Annotated in this window: 14 protein-coding genes; all 14 read right to left on the reverse strand. The window is 61.7% G+C overall.

Going from position 1 to position 14,221, the window contains the following annotated elements; translation table 11 throughout:
• Positions 1 to 122: 122 nt before the first annotated feature.
• On the reverse strand, positions 123 to 1,145 hold the full coding sequence (locus FEM41_RS12405; RefSeq protein ID WP_138099182.1) for a HoxN/HupN/NixA family nickel/cobalt transporter: 1,023 nt from the start codon (positions 1,143 to 1,145) through the stop codon (positions 123 to 125).
• Complete coding sequence (gene hypF, locus FEM41_RS12410) at positions 1,145 to 3,385, reverse strand: carbamoyltransferase HypF (protein WP_138096269.1); 2,241 nt, start codon at positions 3,383 to 3,385, stop codon at positions 1,145 to 1,147. Before hypF ends, FEM41_RS12405 begins: the two co-directional genes overlap by 1 nt.
• Positions 3,386 to 3,398: 13 nt before the next feature.
• The gene (gene fdhF, locus FEM41_RS12415) at positions 3,399 to 5,561 is read right to left on the reverse strand and encodes a formate dehydrogenase subunit alpha (RefSeq protein ID WP_138096270.1); all 2,163 of its coding nucleotides are present in this window, start codon (positions 5,559 to 5,561) and stop codon (positions 3,399 to 3,401) included.
• 38 nt (positions 5,562 to 5,599) lie between these two features.
• The gene (gene hydN, locus FEM41_RS12420; protein WP_138099183.1) at positions 5,600 to 6,145 is read right to left on the reverse strand and encodes an electron transport protein HydN; all 546 of its coding nucleotides are present in this window, start codon (positions 6,143 to 6,145) and stop codon (positions 5,600 to 5,602) included.
• A 212-nt stretch (positions 6,146 to 6,357) separates the two neighbouring features.
• Positions 6,358 to 6,606, reverse strand: coding sequence for a DUF2442 domain-containing protein (locus FEM41_RS12425; RefSeq protein WP_138096271.1), 249 nt, complete (start codon positions 6,604 to 6,606; stop codon positions 6,358 to 6,360).
• On the reverse strand, positions 6,590 to 6,832 hold the full coding sequence (locus FEM41_RS12430) for a DUF4160 domain-containing protein (RefSeq protein WP_138096272.1): 243 nt from the start codon (positions 6,830 to 6,832) through the stop codon (positions 6,590 to 6,592). Before FEM41_RS12430 ends, FEM41_RS12425 begins: the two co-directional genes overlap by 17 nt.
• A gap of 98 nt (positions 6,833 to 6,930) precedes the next feature.
• A complete protein-coding gene (gene hycI, locus FEM41_RS12435; protein ID WP_138096273.1) occupies positions 6,931 to 7,386 on the reverse strand; it encodes a hydrogenase maturation peptidase HycI in 456 nt (151 codons plus the stop codon).
• Positions 7,379 to 7,786: a formate hydrogenlyase maturation HycH family protein gene (locus tag FEM41_RS12440; RefSeq protein WP_138096274.1), complete on the reverse strand. Its 408-nt coding sequence runs from the start codon at positions 7,784 to 7,786 to the stop codon at positions 7,379 to 7,381. Before FEM41_RS12440 ends, hycI begins: the two co-directional genes overlap by 8 nt.
• Positions 7,783 to 8,550, reverse strand: a complete 768-nt coding sequence (locus FEM41_RS12445; RefSeq protein ID WP_138096275.1) for an NADH-quinone oxidoreductase subunit B family protein — start codon at positions 8,548 to 8,550, stop codon at positions 7,783 to 7,785. The genes FEM41_RS12440 and FEM41_RS12445 overlap by 4 nt, the downstream gene beginning before the upstream one ends.
• Positions 8,550 to 9,092, reverse strand: a complete 543-nt coding sequence (locus tag FEM41_RS12450; RefSeq protein WP_138096276.1) for a formate hydrogenlyase complex iron-sulfur subunit — start codon at positions 9,090 to 9,092, stop codon at positions 8,550 to 8,552. Before FEM41_RS12450 ends, FEM41_RS12445 begins: the two co-directional genes overlap by 1 nt.
• Before the next feature lie 38 nt (positions 9,093 to 9,130).
• Entirely contained in the window at positions 9,131 to 10,840 is a 1,710-nt protein-coding gene (locus tag FEM41_RS12455) for a hydrogenase large subunit (RefSeq protein WP_138096277.1), read from the reverse strand.
• 18 nt (positions 10,841 to 10,858) lie between these two features.
• Complete coding sequence (locus tag FEM41_RS12460) at positions 10,859 to 11,785, reverse strand: respiratory chain complex I subunit 1 family protein (protein ID WP_138096278.1); 927 nt, start codon at positions 11,783 to 11,785, stop codon at positions 10,859 to 10,861.
• 1 nt (position 11,786) lies between these two features.
• Positions 11,787 to 13,607, reverse strand: a complete 1,821-nt coding sequence (gene hycC / locus FEM41_RS12465; protein WP_138096279.1) for a formate hydrogenlyase subunit 3 — start codon at positions 13,605 to 13,607, stop codon at positions 11,787 to 11,789.
• The gene (locus FEM41_RS12470; protein ID WP_138096280.1) at positions 13,604 to 14,212 is read right to left on the reverse strand and encodes a 4Fe-4S dicluster domain-containing protein; all 609 of its coding nucleotides are present in this window, start codon (positions 14,210 to 14,212) and stop codon (positions 13,604 to 13,606) included. Before FEM41_RS12470 ends, hycC begins: the two co-directional genes overlap by 4 nt.
• Positions 14,213 to 14,221: the final 9 nt, after the last annotated feature.

The following is a 14,221-nucleotide window of genomic DNA, read 5'->3' on the forward strand; positions in this document are numbered from 1 at the left end:
TTTAATATATTGATTTTTAAGGTTTATACCAGTTATTTCTACGGCATCGACAGAAGTGACGTGTCGGAGGAAGGGGGAAGTGACGAGGGAAAACGGCGCGCAGGCGCGCGCCGGAAGGGGAATTAATGGGTGTTCAGGGCGTCGTAGCCTTTGCGGCGGTAGTTGAGTACCGAAACCAGCCACCAGACGATAAACAGCCCCACTACTACAAACCCGGCATTACCCAGACGATCGTTGATCGCAGCCACCAGATCCCATAAGCCGCCGCTCAGCGACAGCTTATCCATCAGCAGTCCCAGCGCTTCCAGGCCGCCGATAAACAGCGCCACGGCAACGGAGCTACCGGTGATGGTCATGTTGTAGTAGAGCTTGCGCTGAGGCTTATGGAAGGCCCAGCCGTAGGCGCCCACCATAATCATATTGTCCAGGGTATCGATCAGCGCCATCCCGCTGGTGAACAGTGCCGGAAAGACCAGAATCGACCAGATGGACATGCCGCCGGAAGCCCCGGCAGCGGAGATGCCCAGCACGCCGATTTCGGTGGCGGTATCAAACCCCAGACCGAACAGAAAGCCCACCAGATACATATGCCAGCTCTTATTCACCAGGCGAAAGGCCGGGCGGAACAGCCAGTGCATGGCGCCGCCGTGCAGGGCGCCTTCTCCCTCTGTCGCCAGCGATTCTCCGTGTTTCAGGCGCCGGAAGTCGCGCCACACGCTGCGCAGAATCACCAGATTGACCAGCGCCATGGCCAGCAGAAATAGCGCCGAAACGGCGGTCCCGATAGTGCCGCCTACGTTGTGGAACCAGGCCATATTGTGCTGGAACGCCGTGGCGGTAATGGCGATAGCCAGGGTCGCCAGCACCACTATGCTGGAGTGGCCCAGCGAAAACCAGGCGCCTGTCCCCCAGGGCTGGTTACCCTGCTGCATCATTTTACGGGTGGCGCTATCAATGGCGGCGATATGGTCGGCATCGACCGCATGGCGCAACCCGTAGCACCAGGCCAGCAGACTGGCCGCCATCAGCGCGCCATTCTGGTGAAAGGCCGCAATAGCCCAGGCCCAGGCGGCCAGATTCGCCGTAACCAGCGCCGCCAGCAGCAGACGGGCGCGAAGGGGAAGACGCAGTAGTCGGGTCAACATCATGATTTATCCTGTGGTGAAGAAAAATGAGCGGCGGCAATCACCGCCTGACCAAAAGCAATGGCGCCATCGCCCGCAGGCAATTGCGCCGGAAACAGACAGCGCAGACTGCCCAGCCAGTAAGTCAGCCGGGTGCGCAGTAGCGCGTTATGAATGACGCCGCCGGTACAGACCAGGGTATCCAGGCCTGAGCTTTGAGCATGATGGCGCGCAAGCATGGCCAGTCCGTGGGCCAGCGCGTCGTGAAAGGCCCAGGCCCGGGCGCCGGGCGCGGCGCGCCAGTTCAGCCACTGATGCCAGAAAGTCACCAGATCCAGTCGGTTACCGCGCAGGGGCAGGGTGACCGGGTGCGTCACCGGGCCGTGGCGTTCCGCCAGCGCCTGAAGCAGGCAGGCGGCTTCGCCTTCGTAGCTCAACTTTCCGGGCGCGCATGCCAGCGCAGCGGCGACGGCATCGAACAGTCGTCCGGTGGATGAGGCCTGCGGTGCGTTAATGCCGCGTTCGCAGGCTCTGAGCAGCGGCTGCCAGGGGTGAGACAGCAGCGCATGCGCCTCAGGCAATCGCTGCCAGTCCGGCACCCAGGCCTGGAGATGCGCCAGCAGGTTGCGCCACGGCTGACGGGAGGCAAGGGAGCCCCCCGGAAGCGCCACCGCGGGCAGCCCGCCCAGATGCTGGCAGCGGCGGTAATCCACCTTCAGGCATTCGCCGCCCCATAGCCTGTCTTCCCCCCAGCCGGTACCATCCAGCGCCAGTGCGATAACCGGGCCGCCTTCCAGCGGCCAGCGGTGCTCTGCCAGACAGGCGGCGACATGGGCGTGGTGATGTCGCACTCGTAGCAGCGGCAGCCCGCTCTCCTGTGCCAGCCGAACGCTAAGGTAGTCGGGGTGGGCGTCGGCCACCGCGTGATGCGGCGTAAAGTCGTAAAGCCGACACAGACGATCCCGGATCTGGCGCCACTGCGCCAGCGTTGCATCATCACTGAGATCGCCCAGATGCTGACTGAGTATCGCCTGACGCTCGCGCAGCAGGCACAGGGTGTTCTTTTGATCGGCGCCGACGCACAGGGTGGGGGGCGCGTCAGAGAAACCCGGCGGCAGTTCGATAGCGTCCGGCACAAAGCCTCTGGCCCGGCGCACTATCCGTCCGTCACGTTGAAGCAGCGAGTCGTCCATACGTTGCAGTACCGCACGGTCGTGCAGCAGCCAGCCGTCGGCGATGTCAGCCAGTTCGGTTAACGCCCGATCGTTGTCCAGCGCGGGTGGCCTGCCGCTGGCGTTGCCGGAGGTCATCACCAGCGGACGCTTTATCTCCTGCATCAGCAGATGATGCAGCGGCGTGGAAGGCAGCATAACGCCCACCTGATTTAGCCCGGGCGCGATGCTGTCGCACAGCGTTGGCAGAAGGCGTTTTTGTTCCAGAACGATGGGCGCCGCCGGGGTGGCGAGCAGGGCCGCGACCGGTTCGCTGAGGGCCTGGACATCGGGCAACATCACGGCAAGGGGTTTGGCCGGGCGACCTTTGCGCAGACGCAGGCGCTGTACCGCCGCCTCGCTGGTGGCGTCGCAGGCCAGGTGAAAGCCCCCCACGCCCTTAATTGCCACGATAAGCTCGGCCCGTAGCGCGTCGAGCGTGGCCTGTAGCGCCGCTTCGCCGTCGGCCTGGCTGCCATCGGCGCCGCGCCAGCGTATCTGTGGGCCGCAGCGGGGGCAGGCCACCGGCTGAGCGTGAAAGCGCCGATCGGCCGGATCCCGGTATTCGCGCGCGCAGTCGGGGCACAGGGGGAAACCGGCCATGGCCGTGGCGGGGCGATCGTAGGGCATGGCCCGGATAATGGTTAGCCGCGGGCCGCAGTGGGTACAGTTAATAAAGGGATAGCGATAGCGGCGATCGCCGGGGTCATTCATTTCGCGCAGGCAGTCGGGACAGGTGGCGGCATCCGGGGCGATATGGGTCGCCATGGCGCCGCAGGCGCTGTCCCGGATTTGAAAGTCGCCAGGGAGCTGCCGCCAGCGGTACGGGCGACTTTCCACGCTATCGATGCGGGCCAGCGGTGGGCAGTCGCTTTTCAGACGAGCCAGCAGCGGCGCTGCATTCTCCACAAGGCGAATCGCGACACCGGCACCGTCATTGTAGACGCTGCCGCGCAGGCCAAGCTGGCGAGCCAGCTGCCAGACAAAGGGGCGGAAGCCCACCCCCTGTACTTTTCCGCGTATGCGGATTTCCGTTCCTGTCAGATTCATAACCTTGCGTCTGTTATGGCTGCATTACCGGCTCCGCCGCCGCGCGCAGCCGCGCTTTCATCTCGCTATAAGCGGCAAGCACCTCGCTTTCCGCCCGATCCTGATCGGCGATGGGCAGCAGTCTGACGGCGCAGTATTTGGTTTCCGGGGTATGGGAGACCGGATCCATATTGTCCTGCGTCAGTTCATTACAGGCGCCGATCCACCATTGATAAGTCATGTATACCGCGCCGGGGTTGACCCGTTCGCTCAGGCGGGCTCGGGAAAAGACTTCGCCGCGCCGTGAAGCCACCCGCACCAGATGGTCTTCTTTAATACCCAGCGGGGCGGCATCCTGAGGGTGAATGGCCACAAAGCCAGGCTCGTCCGCCAGGGTTTGCAGGGCCGCGCAGTTGCCGGTCATTGAGCGGCAGGAGTAGTGCCCCACCTCCCGCACGGTGCAGAGCACCAGCGGGTAGTCGGCATCGGGCTGCTCTGCGGGCGGCCGCCATGGCGCGGCATAAAGCTGTCCTTTACCGCTGGGGGTATCGAAGCGTCCGCCCTGGTACAGCCACGGGGTGCCGGGGTGTTCCAGGGTTGGGCAGGGCCATTGCAGATGTCCCATCTCGCCGATTTTCTCCCAGGTGGCGCCATAGAACAGCGGACAGAGTTCGCGCATCTCATCCCAGATTTGCTGATTACTGTCGTAGTGCATCGGGTAGCCCATGGCGCTGGCTATCTGGCTGATTATCTGCCAGTCGCGGCGAACGTCGTCGCGTGGGGTAATCGCCTGCTCAAAGCGCTGGAAGCCCCGGTCGGCGCAGGTAAAGATACCGCCGTGCTCGCCCCATGAGGTGGCGGGCAGCAGCACATCGGCTTTTTCGGCGGTTTTGGTCATAAAGATATCCTGCACGATCAGCAGGTCGAGGGCTTCGATGCCACGCCGTACCAGCCCCAGATCGGCCTCGGTCTGGAGCGGATCTTCTCCCATGATGTAGTACGCCTTAATCTTCCCTTCCAGCGCCAGATGCGGGACATCGGTGATGCGTACTCCGATTTTGTTATCCATTGCGGCCGGATCGACGCCCCAGGCGGCGGCGAATTTGGCCCGGGTCCGGGGATCGTCCACCCGCTGATAGCCGGGGAAGTGATCCGGCAGAACGCCCATGTCGCAGGCGCCCTGGACGTTATTCTGGCCGCGTACCGGGCCAACGCCCACGTGCTCGCGGCCAAGGTTGCCGGTGAGCAGCGCCAGGCTGGAGAGCCCTTTGACCACATCCACCGCCTGGCCAAATTGGGTGACGCCCATGCCCCACATCACGGTAGCGGAGGGGGCTGCGCAATAGAGGCGCATGGCCTGGCGTATCGCCGCGGCGGGCACGCCGGTAATGCCTTCCACCGACTCCGGCGCGTAGTTTTTCACCGTTTCGCGCAGCGCCTCCAGCCCTTCGGTATGGCGCGCCACCCAGGCACGATCGTAGAGCTCTTCTTCCAGCAGTACGTGGATAAAGGCATTAACCAGCGCCATATTGCTGCCGTTGTTGAGCTGCAGGTGCAGATCGGCAATACGCGCCGTTTCAATTTTGCGCGGATCGCAGACGATAATCCGGGCGCCGCGCTGTTTGGCCTTCAGCACCCGACGCGCCACGATGGGGTGAGAGTCAGCGCAGTTATAGCCGAAAATCAGCAGGCATCTGGAATTTTCGATATCGGCGATGGCGTTGCTCATCGCCCCGTTGCCCAGGGTCTGCTGAAGGCCGGCCACCGACGGGCCGTGGCAGACCCGGGCGCAGCAGTCGACGTTATTGGTGTTAAGCACCGCGCGGGCAAATTTCTGCATCACGTAGTTGGTTTCGTTACCGGTTCCCCGGGACGAGCCGGTGGTCATAATGGCCTGGCTGCCGTAGCGCGCCTTAATGTCGCTCAGGCGCTCTGCGGTATAGCGAATGGCTTCGTCCCAGGTGACCGGCTCCAGCGGTCCATCTTTGCGGTAGCGGATCATCGGCTGTTTCAGCCGGGGGGTTAGCAACCGGGTATCGTTAAGGAAGTCCCAACCGTAGTAGCCCTTCAGGCAGAGTTCATTCTGATTGGTTACGCCGTTAGCCGCTTCAACGCGGGTGATGCGGTTGTTGTCCACAACCAGTTTCAGTTTGCAGCCCGCACCGCAGTACGGACAAACGCTGGTGATTTTTTTCATCAATAACAGACCTGTTAAGAGTTGAAAGCAGGGGAATATCAGCGGGTCAGCGCAGTGATATCGTCAAGTGCCGCACGGCGGCGTTTTTCCAGGCTAAGCTGCTCGAGGCGATTGCGATCGATGCAGACAATGGCGTTAGTCGGGCAGGCTTCCAGGCAGGCGGGGCCTTCCTTACGGTGATGACATAAATCGCACTTATTGGCCTCTGCCTTGTCCGCCATCACATTCAGACCGCTGCCGCTGTTGCGCACCACCGGGCGAACCACCACCTCCATGGCGCCGTAAGGGCAGGCCACTACGCAGGTTTTGCAGCCGATGCAGCGCTCCTGGTGGACGTGGACAAAATCGTTGTCCCGACTGATGGCGCCGTTGGGGCATACCCGGGCGCAGGGGGCGTCCTCACACTGGCGGCACAGGGTGGCCGTCGAGATATTGACCCCTTTAATCACGTGAATGCGGGGCAGGAAGGTGTGCGGCGTCAGGGCGGCGCAGTCCTGATCCTGCTGGTGAGAGACCACGCAGGCGACTTCGCAGGTACGGCAGCCAATGCATTTGCTTGAATCGGCAATGATGAAGCGGTTCATCATATTCTCCAGCTCTGGTTTATAGATGCGTGACCTGGTTAAGCATAAAGCGTGCCATTTATTTAACTTATTGAAATAATTATGTTTTGTTAATTATGATATTGAAGGGCGAGTGGCATTGACACTTTTGACGAAGAGGTATCGTCACGGTAGGCATGTCGTCAGTAAGGGGGATAACGCCGACATCAGACTGGCGTTAACGGTATCGGCGATCAGAGCATTGAGTGGGGATGAGGTCGCGGGGCGTCTTTCTCTTCCAGCAATCCGTCGATGGAGATATCTTCATCGAGCGTATCCCAGTGGATCCCGCGGGGGGTTAATTCCCAGTCGTTCAACTGGCCGGGCGTGGCGTTTAATAATCGGGGAAAGCGCGCCAGAGGGATCCTGAGCGTGCGGGCGTTGCTGAGTTCGATCAACATGGCGGCGCCATCGAACTGTATGTTTTTAGCCGAAATAGTCATTCCATGCCTCCAGAAATAAAACCTGGTTCTGTTTAATGATCTCTGCTGAGGTTCTCAGTTCCCTGAAATCCAGATTGTCATCTCTGGCTAATTTTACTACAGGTGTCAACCAGAATTTGGCTTCATCTCCTCTTTTCATGACGTGAATGTGGGGTGATTCAAGCGGTCGTCCTTCATTGGTGTAAAAGAAGAACCTGAAACCGGATATGCGTAGTATCGCGGGCATCATTGCCTCCGTTTTTCGTCCTGAACAGGCCGCCGCGTAGTCAGCGGCGGCGGAAAAACAGAGATACTATGCAAAGGCGTAAGAGGTAGCCTGACGGGTTAAAGCTGCGAGATGCCTTCCTGTTCCTGCCAGTTTTCCAGGCGGCGATGGAGATCTTCCACGGCACGGCGTACCGGTTCGGTCATCGGGTAGCAGAAGCCGACGATATCGGGCTGGATACCCACGAAGATAACCTGTTTCACATCGTCCTGTAGCTGCTCCACCAGATAGTTGAGCGGCATATTGTGGGTGGTCATCAGAAACAGCTCGGCGATATCTTCCGGGTCGATAATCCGCATCTCGCCGGGGTTCAGGCCCATATCGGTGGCATCGACAATCAGCAAGCGATCCGGGCGCAGTTCGCGAATGGCGACGATGTCATTTTCCGGCGCGCTACCGCCGTCGATAACCACCCATTCGCCGCGCGGGCTGGTCTGGCACATTTCCGCCAGCAGCGGACCGGCGCCGTCATCGCCCATCATACTGTTGCCCACGCACAGCAATACATCAGTCATCTTGCCTCCTTACCATCAGGTAGACTGCGGGTTCCTGTTGAATCGTTCGGAGCAGTCGCATCAATTCGCGACTCCAGTTCTGCTGCTGCGGCGTTTGCTGAGGCAGCGCCGCGTCTAAAGCGGTTGCCAGCAGGGTCACGTGGCTCTGGTCGACAACGATTTCGCCAAAGCGCGTTACGCCGGTCATTTTGCGCTGCGCTTCGCCCGCGGGCAGCGTGGCGACCCACGCCGGCCAGGCTTCCAGCGGACAGACCAGCGCCGCCTGCAGGCAGTCGATAATCCCCAGATGGTGGCCAATGGCCAGACTGTAGTAGACAACCTGTTGGGCCTGGTCCGGCGTATTTTCGTTTTCATCAACGAATTTACGGCTCAACTGGCTGAAGATAACGCGCCCGCTCATCGGATTCGCTCCCGCTCAACCACCTCGTTCAGCGCTGTGACGATCTCATTAAGGCGCGGATCCTGCTGTTCATTAAGCCAGCCCGCCAGGGCGCCGTCGCCCTCTGCCAGATGCTGCATGTAGTCGTTGGCGATCTGCCGCCCGTAGCGATAGCCCGCCATACGTCGCGCGGCCCGGTCGATGCGGACCCGCAGCGGCTGCACCATATCCGGATGTAGCAGGCTGGCAGGCTGGTTGTCGCTTTCACCTGGCTCCCGGGCGTGGATCTTCTGTTCCAGCAACCCTAACGCCATGGCAAAACCATAGAGCGTGGCGGCGGGCGATGGCGGGCAGCCGGGAATATAGACGTCCACCGGCACGATCTGGTCGGTACCGCCCCAGACGCAGTACAGATCGTGGAAGATGCCGCCGCTATTGCCGCAGGCGCCGTAGGAGATACAGATTTTGGGGTCTGGCGCCGATTCCCAGGCGCGCAGGGCCGGGGAGCGCATCGCGCGGGTTACGGCGCCGGTAAACAGTAGAATATCGGCGTGACGCGGCGACGGCACCACCTTGATGCCGAAACGTTCGGCGTCGAACACCGGTGAAAGGGTAGCGAAAATTTCAATTTCGCAGCCGTTACAGCCGCCGCAGTCTACCCGATAGACCCAGGCAGAACGCTTAATTTTTTTCAACAGCGACTGCTTCATGCTGGCAATGGACTCATCCACCGTCATGGGGAGTGGCTGACCAGAGGCCGAACGCGGACCCAGGAGCTGGCTCATCAGATGGCCTCCTTCATTTCACGGGTTAAATCGATAAGCGCGGAAGGGGCCAGACCCTGCTGGCGCTTGCACTCCGGGCAGGTTTCGAAGCTTTCGCGATGCCGCTCGGCGCGCTGGTCGCCGCCCTGTTTCAGCAGCGCGATGGCATAATCGATCTCCTTCTGTACCGCCCAGGGGCGCTGGCAGCTGCGGCAGTGGCAAACCTCAAAGCTGGCCTGTTGCAGAAAATCCTCTTTGCGCCAGACCGCCAGCTCGTATTCAGTGGTCAGCGCGATAGCGGCGGTGGGGCAGACCTCTTCACAGCGGCCGCAGAAGATACAGCGGCCAAGATTGAACTGCCAGTCGAGTCGGTTTTGGGTGTCGGTAAGCGCGACGCTCAGGGCGTTGGACGGGCAGGCGTTTACGCAGGCGGCGCAGCCGATGCACTGGGCCGGATTGTGCTGCGGCTTGCCGCGAAAATTTTTATCCACCTCCACCGGTTGCAGCGGATAAGGCGTGGTGACGGTGCCGGTTTTCAGGACTTTTTTAATAAACGGAATCATGGTTGCTCCAGAGGCCCCGCGGCGGCGGGGCCGCGGTGTTATTTCAGCGGCGAGTTCTTACGCTCGATGGCGTAACGCTCGATCTCCTTATAGGGCACGACCTGGCTTTTGCGCTTGCGAACATCGACTACCGTCATACGGTCGGTGCAGGAGTAGCAGGGATCGAGGCTGCCGATAATGAGCGGCGCATCGGAAACCGTATTGCCGCGCAGCATATAGCGCAGCGTCGGCCAGTTGGCGTAGGTGGCGGCCCGGCAGCGCCAGCGGTAGAGCTTCTGGTTGTCGCCGGTCATGCTCCAGTGGATATCGTCGCCGCGCGGCGCTTCGCTGAAGCCCAGGGCGAAACGGCCGGGAATATAGGTGAAGCCTTCGGTCATCAGCGGCCCGGTGGGCAGGTTATCCAGCCCGTAATCGATCATATTAAGGGAACAGAACACCTCGTTGATGCGCACCTTCAGGCGTGAGATCACGTCGCAGCCCTGTTCGCTGAACACTTCGAGCGGCAGCAAGCCGTAGCCGACAAACGGATGGTCGGCGCGGGTGTCGCGGGCATGTCCGCTGGCGCGCACCATCGGGCCGACGTTGCTGTAGTCGCGGGCTACCTGAGGGTCGAGACGACCAATGCCGAGGGTACGCTGTTCGATGTTGGGGGTGCTGAGCAGGATATCCACCAGATCCTGAACCTCGCGCCGCATCTGCTGCGCCAGTTGGCGGGTCTGGATAATATCGTCCTTCAGCATGTCGCGGCGGATGCCGCCTATCAGGTTCAGGCCGTAGGTTTTACGGGCGCCGGTCAGGATCTCCGCCATTTTCATGGACTGCTCGCGCACCCTGAAAAACTGCATAAAGCCGGAATCGAAGCCAACGAAGTGACAGGCCAGCCCCAGATTCAGCAGGTGGCTGTGCAGGCGTTCCACTTCCAGTAGAATCGCGCGGATCATCTGGGCCCGTTCCGGCACTACAATGCCCATCGCGTTCTCCACCGAGGTGGTATAGGCCGTGCTGTGGGCGAAGCCGCAGATACCGCAGACCCGGTCGGAAAGGAAGGTGACCTCGTTATAGCCCATACGGGTTTCCGCCAGTTTTTCCATGCCGCGGTGGACGTAAAACAGGCGATAGTCAGCGTCGATAATGGTTTCGCCGTCGACGAACAGCCGGAAGTGGCCGGGCTCGTCAGACGTGACGTGCAGCGGGCCGATCGGCACCACGTTATTGCTTTTATCCCCCAGTTCGTTAATGAACTCATAGGTTTCCCGGTCGCTGGTGGGAGCAGGGCGTTGGCGGTAGTCCATGCTGTCTTTGCGCATCGGCCACAGTTCGTCCGGCCAGTCATCCGGTAACACCAGGCGACGTTCATCCGGCAGCCCCACCGGGCGCAGGCCATACATATCGCGCACCTCGCGCTCGCCCCATACCGCGGCGGGCACTTTCGGGGTGACGGAGGGGAATTCGGGATTGTTTGCGTCCACTTCGGCGCGGACCGTTATCCAGCAGCGAACGCCTTTTTCCATCGACAGCACATAGTAGATGGCATAATTGCCGCACAGCTTGCGCTCGTCGTTACCGAACAGCACCGACAGCCAGCCGCCCTGCTGGTAATAGAGATACTCTACAACGTCGGGCAGGCGGTTGAGCTGTACGGTGATGGTGAGCTGGTCCCGGGTCTGCCAGGCTTCGTCCAGCACGGCGCCGGGCATGGCCTGGCGCAGCGCGGCCAGATAGTGTTGACCCAATTTTTGTTCAGACATATCGAAAATCTCTTCCTGTCACGCCGCCAGCAGGGTGACGAATGCTAAAAATGCCAGGCCGAAGCCGGTCCAGGTAATACGGGAGGTAGCCATAAAACGCAGGCGCGCCATGCTGTTTTCAAACAGCGCGATGATCAGAATGCCGAACGTGAGTTTCACCAGCGCCAGCACCATGGCGAGGACAAGGGCGCCAGCCGAGAAGTGGCTCATCTGCCCCCAGGGAATAAACACGCTGATAAACATTTGCAGCACCACCAGTTGCTTCAGGCTGATGCCCCACTTCAGCACCGCGAAGCCGCTGCCGCTGTATTCAGAGAGCGGCCCTTCCTGAAGCTCCTGCTCCGCTTCGGCCAGGTCGAAGGGCAGTTTGCCCATTTCGATATAGGTGGCGAAGGCGCAGGCAAGCCACGCCAGCACCAGGGTCAGACTGTGGGCCACGGGCCAGGCGCGCACGGTGGCGACCAGGGCATCGATATGGGTGGAACCGGCCACCTGCGCCACCACCCACAGGCTGAGCAGCAGAATGGGCTCCACCAGCACTCCCAGCAGGGCCTCGCGGCTGGCGCCGATGCCGGTGAAGGGGCTACCGGTATCCAGTCCGGCAATGGCGAAAAAGAAGCGGGCGATGGCGAACAGGTAGATCAGGGTTACCAGATCCCCCAGTCCGGTCAGCGGCGCGCGCGGCGTAATCAGCGGCAGAGTTGCGGCGATGGCCAGCATCACGCCGGTCAGCACAAAAGGGGTCAGGCGAAAGACCCAGCCTGAGTCGGCGGGCGCCACGCTCTGGCGACCCAGCAGCTTGAACAGATCCCGGTATTCCTGGAGCAGGCCAGGGCCGCGACGGCAGTGCAGGCGGGCGCGGGCGACGCGGGTCAGTCCGGCGAACAGCGGCGCCAGCGCGAACAGCGCCAGCGCCTGAATCAGGGCGAAAATCAGAGTATTCATCTTACAGACTCCGGGTCATCACAACGGCCAGCAGAATGCCCAGCTCGATCACCGCCAGACGTCGGAACAGGGAAGGCAGCGCCTGATGCTGCCAGAGCGGCAGCAGGGGAAGCGGGTTGAGCACCCGGCGCAGGGCGAAGACGGGCCCAAAGGCGCTTTTCAGCGGCGCCGCGAAACCGTGGGCGGTAATCACCATGGCGGGCTCGTGATCGTAGCCGCATACCCAGGCGCTGCCGCGACGCCGCGCGGGCAGGCGATCGCCCCGCAGCAGCATGACGATAAACGGTAGCAGCGGGGAGGCGATAAGCAGCAGAGCGATCAGCGGCTGAGATACCACGCTGCTGGAAGCGTCGCCAGGAATGGCGACCACGGAGCCCAGCAGCGGTAGCAGCCAGGGGGCAGCCACGCCACCTGCCACGCAGCACAGCGCCAGTACGACAACGCACAGGGTCATCAGCCAGGGGGCTGGGGTGGCCCGCTCCGCTTCCGGGGTGCGCGGCGCGCCCAGGAAGGTCACGCCGTAGACTTTCGCCATACACATCACCGCCAGCGCGCCGGTGATTGCCAACCCCACCGCCAGCAGCGGGCCGAGCAGACGCGCCAGCAGCAGCGGCTGTTCTCCGAGACGGAAGAAGGATTGATAGATAACCCATTCCCCGGCAAAGCCGTTCAGCGGAGGCAGGGCAGCCATCGCCATCAGCCCAACCAGCATGGCCAGCGAGATAGCCGGCATCCGTTTGCCGATGCCGCCCAGTTTTTCGATATCGCGGTGTCCGGTACGGAACCAGACGGCGCCTGCGCCAAGAAACAGGGTGGTTTTAAACAGGCTATGGTTGAACAGATGATAAAGACCGCCCACCATGCCCAGCGCCGCAAGCATAGGGGAATGCAGAGCGTAGCCGGTCAGGCCCGCCCCTAACCCCAGCAGAATAATGCCGATATTTTCCAGTGAGTGGTAAGCCAGCAGACGGTTAATATTGTGTTCCATCAGCGCATAAAGGCCGCCGATAAAGGCGGTGATCATCCCCAGCACCATAAGCGCAATGGCGTACCACAGCGGCGGAACCGGGCTCAACAGGGCCAGGCTCAGCAGGCCCCAGATACCGGTTTTTAGCACCACGGCGGAAAACAGCGCGGCGGCCGGAGCGCTTGCGCTGGCATGGGCCTGAGGAACCCAGCCGTGCAGAGGAATAATTCCTGCCAGCAGACCAAAGCCCGCCAGGCCTGTCAGCAGCGTAAAGGCATCGGGCGCGTCGAGCGCCGCCAGACGGTGCAGCGCGGCCAGATCCAGCGTGCCGTATTGCCGCCACAACAACAGACAGCAGCCGGCCAGCAGCAGCGTGCCCAGGCGCCCCAGAACGAACCACGGCTTGCCCTGCTGCGCATTACCGGTCAGAAAGACGGCGCTCAGGGCTGCGATCTCCGCCCCGACGACCAGGGTGGCAAGATTATCCGCCGTTACCGCCATCAGGGCGCCCGTCAGCACCAAAAGCAGCAGCGGCCCGGTGATGCGGGTAGCGGGATGGCGCTGCCAGCCAATGTGATACAGGCAGATAAACAGGCCGCACAGGCCGATGGTGATAAGCCAGACCGCATTCAGCGGCGTCAGCAGCAGCGCATGACGGCCGCTAAGCAGCGCTACCGTCACCGGCAGGCCGGTCAGCGCCAGCACGCCGCCAACCAGCGCGCAGAGACAGGCCAGCGCGCCGGCGATGCCGGCAACCAGGCCGCTCAGGGGGCGATGAAAAGCCAGTAGCGCCGAAAGGAGTGCTCCGGCTTCGGGCAGCAGCAGCGCGTTATTCATCAGAGTCACCAGCGTCATTGTGTGTTTCTCCCATGGCTGGAAAAGGCCGATAGCGCGCCGAAGTCCATACCGATAGCCCGTTCGCGCTTACGGCGGCTGGAATCGGCGATATCGTCGTTGCTGACGATGCGCAGCGCTTTGGTTGGGCAGGTGCGGATACAGGCCGGGCCCTGTTCGTCGAAGTCGCAGAGGTCGCACTTCACGGCAATGGCGCGAATGCCGGGCACCCAGTCCAGAAAGGTGCTGACTTTGGGCGGCATGGGCGGTGCCGGGGGCGCTTTGGGACTGTTGGCGTTGGCCGGTATATCCAGCGGGCGGCTGCCGGAAAATTCGATGGCGCCGAACGGGCAGGCGATACCGCACAGTTTGCAACTCACACACAGGCTTTCATTCAGCTGTACCGCGCCGTTTACCCGATTAATGGCGTTAACCGGACATACCTGGGCGCAGGGGGCATCCTCACACTGATGGCACAGCTGGGGAGCGGACTCTTTTTGGTTCAGCATCACCTTCAGGCGCGGCATGGATTGCAGCCCCTGATGGCGATGGTTCTCTGAACAGGCGGCCTCGCAGGTATGGCAGCCTATACAGAGTTTGGGATCGGCGATGACAAAACGGTTCACCCGGACATC

It is taken from the genome of Jejubacter calystegiae (assembly GCF_005671395.1).
Classification (GTDB): domain Bacteria; phylum Pseudomonadota; class Gammaproteobacteria; order Enterobacterales; family Enterobacteriaceae; genus Jejubacter; species Jejubacter calystegiae.

Excerpts from the sequence above, each read along its gene's own strand:
- FEM41_RS12450 (WP_138096276.1), bottom strand. The coding sequence starts at position 9,092 with ATGATTCCGTTTATTAAAAAAGTCCTGAAAACCGGCACCGTCACCACG.
- hypF (WP_138096269.1), bottom strand. The coding sequence starts at position 3,385 with ATGAATCTGACAGGAACGGAAATCCGCATACGCGGAAAAGTACAGGGG.
- hycC (WP_138096279.1), bottom strand. The coding sequence starts at position 13,607 with ATGACGCTGGTGACTCTGATGAATAACGCGCTGCTGCTGCCCGAAGCC.
- FEM41_RS12440 (WP_138096274.1), bottom strand. The coding sequence starts at position 7,786 with ATGAGCGGGCGCGTTATCTTCAGCCAGTTGAGCCGTAAATTCGTTGAT.
- fdhF (WP_138096270.1), bottom strand. The coding sequence starts at position 5,561 with ATGAAAAAAATCACCAGCGTTTGTCCGTACTGCGGTGCGGGCTGCAAA.
- FEM41_RS12425 (WP_138096271.1), bottom strand. The coding sequence starts at position 6,606 with ATGACTATTTCGGCTAAAAACATACAGTTCGATGGCGCCGCCATGTTG.
- hycI (WP_138096273.1), bottom strand. The coding sequence starts at position 7,386 with ATGACTGATGTATTGCTGTGCGTGGGCAACAGTATGATGGGCGATGAC.
- hydN (WP_138099183.1), bottom strand. The coding sequence starts at position 6,145 with ATGAACCGCTTCATCATTGCCGATTCAAGCAAATGCATTGGCTGCCGT.
- FEM41_RS12445 (WP_138096275.1), bottom strand. The coding sequence starts at position 8,550 with ATGAGCCAGCTCCTGGGTCCGCGTTCGGCCTCTGGTCAGCCACTCCCC.
- FEM41_RS12460 (WP_138096278.1), bottom strand. The coding sequence starts at position 11,785 with ATGAATACTCTGATTTTCGCCCTGATTCAGGCGCTGGCGCTGTTCGCG.
- FEM41_RS12405 (WP_138099182.1), bottom strand. The coding sequence starts at position 1,145 with ATGTTGACCCGACTACTGCGTCTTCCCCTTCGCGCCCGTCTGCTGCTG.
- FEM41_RS12455 (WP_138096277.1), bottom strand. The coding sequence starts at position 10,840 with ATGTCTGAACAAAAATTGGGTCAACACTATCTGGCCGCGCTGCGCCAG.
- FEM41_RS12430 (WP_138096272.1), bottom strand. The coding sequence starts at position 6,832 with ATGCCCGCGATACTACGCATATCCGGTTTCAGGTTCTTCTTTTACACC.